The sequence below is a fragment of the Streptomyces sp. UF-297 genome (assembly GCF_058245575.1).
The window spans coordinates 1-3,145 of sequence record NZ_JBSIBZ010000195.1; the positions used below are offsets into that span (position 1 = coordinate 1).

Sequence of the window (3,145 nt, forward strand, 5' to 3'; positions counted from 1 at the left end):
AACAGCGGCGTCGCGAACATCAGCAGCATGATCGTGCCGTGCATCGTGAACGCCTGGTTGAACTGCTCGTTCGACATGATCTGCGTGCCGGGACGAGCGAGCTCGGCGCGCATGAGGAGCGCCATCACGCCGCCGATGCAGAAGAACGCGAACGACGTGACCAGGTACAGCGTGCCGATCGTCTTGTGGTCGGTGGTCGTCAGCCACTTCACCACGACGTTGCCGGGTTGCTTCTGGCGTACGGGTGGTGCTGCCGGAGCCGTTGCGGCGGCGGCACCCTGGGGTTCGTTGAGGATGCTCACTTGTTGTTGGTCTCCGCGTTCTTGGCGGCGTCCGTCTGCTTGATGCCGGCCGGGAGGTAACCGGTCTGGCCCTTCTTCGCCAGGTCCTTCAGGTGCTTCCGGTACTCCTCCGGAGAAACCACCTTGACGTTGAAGAGCATCCGGGAGTGGTCGACGCCGCACAGTTCGGCGCACTTGCCCATGAAGACGCCTTCCTTGTTCGGGGTCACCTCGAAGACGTTGGTGTGGCCCGGGATGACGTCCTGCTTCATCAGGAACGGCACCACCCAGAAGGAGTGGATGACGTCACGCGAGGTCAGGACGAACTGAACCGTCTCGCCCTTGGGCAGCCACAGCGTCGGACCCGGGCTGGGGTTGCCGGGGGTCTTCTGGCCGGGAGTGCCCTCCTCGTAGACGCCCTCGGCACCCTCGGGCGCCGACTTCTTCCACTTGTCCGGGATCGCGGAGAGTTCCTTGGAGTCGATGTTCGTGGTCGACTTGTCGCCGTCCACGTCCTCCAGGTAGTTGAACGCCCAGCTCCACTGGTAGCCGACCACATTGACGACGTGGTCGGGCTTCTTGGAAGTCTTCAGTAGTTCGCTCTCATCCCGCGCGGTGAAATAGAACAGCACCGCGATGATGATGAACGGGACGATCGTGTACAACGCCTCGATCGGCATGTTGTACCGGGTCTGGGCAGGTACCTCCACCTTGGTCCGGCTGCGGCGGTGGAAGATCCAGCTCCAGATGATCAGGCCCCACACCAGCACGCCCACTGCGAGCGCGGCGGCCCAGGAGCCCTGCCAAAGAGAGAGGATCCGCGGCGCCTCGTCCGTGACGGGATATGGCATACCGAGGCGGGGGAAGTCCTCCCAGTTGTATTCGCAACCGGAGGCGGTCACAAGGACCAGGCCCGCGGCCAGCACCTGCGGCAGCTTCCGCCGCATCGGGCGCCGCGACGAGCGGTCGGAGCCGTTGGGACTCACGTAGCGCCTTCCCGAGAGTCTCGCCCGCGAGACCGGCTGCGGCCGTCTCAGCTGGTCGGTCGCCGGCCCTGGCACGGGCAGGGGTTTGGATGTTTATGCGGACCAAACCCTACTGGACGCTATTTGGGGTCGCGCGGGGAGGGTGCCCAACGCGCCGCTTCACTCCCCGAAGGGGTGGACGAAGGGGTTCCGACGACGCCGTACGGACCCCCGAATGCCCGGCTCCGGCCGACATCTGACGCTGTGCCCGGCCGCGGGCGCGGGCGGGGCGCGGCCCCTTCGACCGCCTCTCGAGCCACGCGCTAGCGTCTCGTACGTGCCCTACTTCGACGCCGCTTCCTCCGCTCCGCTGCACCCCGTCGCCCGCGAGGCGCTGCTGGCCTCACTGGACGAGGGGTGGGCCGACCCGGCGCGCCTGTACCGCGAGGGACGACGGGCCCGCCTGCTGCTGGACGCGGCGCGGGAGGCCGCCGCCGAGGCCGTGGGGTGCCGTCCGGACGAGCTGGTTTTCACCCCATCGGGGACTCGCGCGGTCCACGCGGGAATTTCCGGCACGCTCGCCGCGCGTCGGCGTGTCGGATCCCGGCTGGTGCACTCCGCGGTCGAGCACTCCTCGGTGCTGCACGCCGCCGCGGCCCATGAGGCGGCGGGCGGTTCGGCCGCCGAGGTGCCGGTCGGCCGTACCGGCGCGGTCGAGGCGGCACGGTTCGCCGCGGCACTGGGTGCGGACACCGCGCTGGCCGCGCTGCAGTCCGCCAACCACGAGGTGGGCACCGAGCAGCCGGTGGAGGAGGTGGCGGGCGCCTGCCGGGAGGCGGGGGTGCCGCTGCTGGTGGACGCCGCCCAGTCGCTGCCCTGGGGGCCGGTGGCGGGCCCCTGGTCGCTGCTGACGGGCAGTGCGCACAAGTGGGGCGGACCGGCCGGCGTGGGGCTGCTGGTGGTCCGCAAGGGCACCCGCTTCGCGCCTCAGGGGCCTTTGGACGAGCGGGAGTCGGGGCGCGCGCCGGGCTTCGAGAACATCCCGGCCGTCGTCGCGGCGGCGGCCTCGCTGCGGGCGGTACAGGCCGGGGCGCGGGACGAAGCGGCGCGGCTGCGGGGGCTGGTGGACCGGATCCGGGCGCGGGTGGCCGCACAGGTGCCGGATGTGGAGGTGGCCGGGGACCCGGTGCGGCGGCTGCCGCACCTGGTGACGTTCTCCTGTCTCTATGTCGATGGAGAGACGCTGCTGCACGAGCTGGACCGGGCGGGCTTCTCGGTCTCCTCCGGCTCCTCGTGCACCTCCAGCACGCTGACGCCGAGCCATGTACTGCGGGCGATGGGAGTGCTCTCGGAGGGAAATGTCCGCGTCTCCCTGCCGATGGGGGCCGCCGAGGGCGATGTGGAGCGGTTCCTGGACGTACTGCCGGGCGCGGTCCGCTCCGTACGCGAGAAGCTGGGCGTCCCCGTGGAGCGGGCGGCGAGCCCCTCCCCCGCCCCGGACCTCGTCGTGGACGCGCTGGGCAAGCGGTGCCCGATCCCGGTGATCGAGCTGGCGAAGGTGATCGGCGACGTACCGGTCGGCGAGACGGTGACCGTCCTCGCCGATGACGAGGCGGCCCGGCTGGACATCCCCGCCTGGTGCCAGATGCGGTCCCAGGAGTACGTCGGCGAACGGCCCGCCCCGCGGGGCGCGGCGTACGTCGTACGGCGACTCGTCTGAGCGGATCGCCGGAAGGCACGGTCGGTCAGGCACGCGCGGCCCAGTGGGGGCCGGTCGCGCAGTTCCCCGCGCCCCCAAGAACCACGGGCGGCCGCCCGACGGACGGGAGGAGACGGGCCGGAGGGGTGGGGTGTCCGGACGTAAAGCGAAGCAGTCCGGACACCCCACCCCGGCGGACC

3 protein-coding genes are annotated in these 3,145 nt (G+C 70.6%); 1 reads left to right on the plus strand and 2 read right to left on the minus strand.

The window, feature by feature from the left end; genetic code table 11:
• Both AC4IJH_RS43265 and ctaC read right to left on the minus strand, forming a co-directional pair.
• Nucleotides 1-302, minus strand: a 302-nt coding sequence (locus AC4IJH_RS43265) for a cbb3-type cytochrome c oxidase subunit I (protein WP_490857527.1), incomplete at its 3' end; no start/stop codon positions are given.
• Nucleotides 299-1,267 carry an aa3-type cytochrome oxidase subunit II gene (gene ctaC, locus AC4IJH_RS43270; protein ID WP_490857528.1) on the minus strand — a complete coding sequence of 323 codons (969 nt, stop codon included), beginning with the start codon at nucleotides 1,265-1,267 and terminating at the stop codon, nucleotides 299-301. The genes AC4IJH_RS43265 and ctaC, both read right to left, overlap by 4 nt.
• 316 nt (nucleotides 1,268-1,583) lie before the next feature.
• Between ctaC and AC4IJH_RS43275 the strand changes: the two genes are divergently transcribed.
• Nucleotides 1,584-2,966 carry a cysteine desulfurase/sulfurtransferase TusA family protein gene (locus AC4IJH_RS43275; protein ID WP_490857529.1) on the plus strand — a complete coding sequence of 461 codons (1,383 nt, stop codon included), beginning with the start codon at nucleotides 1,584-1,586 and terminating at the stop codon, nucleotides 2,964-2,966.
• The last annotated feature ends 179 nt before the right edge of the window (nucleotides 2,967-3,145 follow it).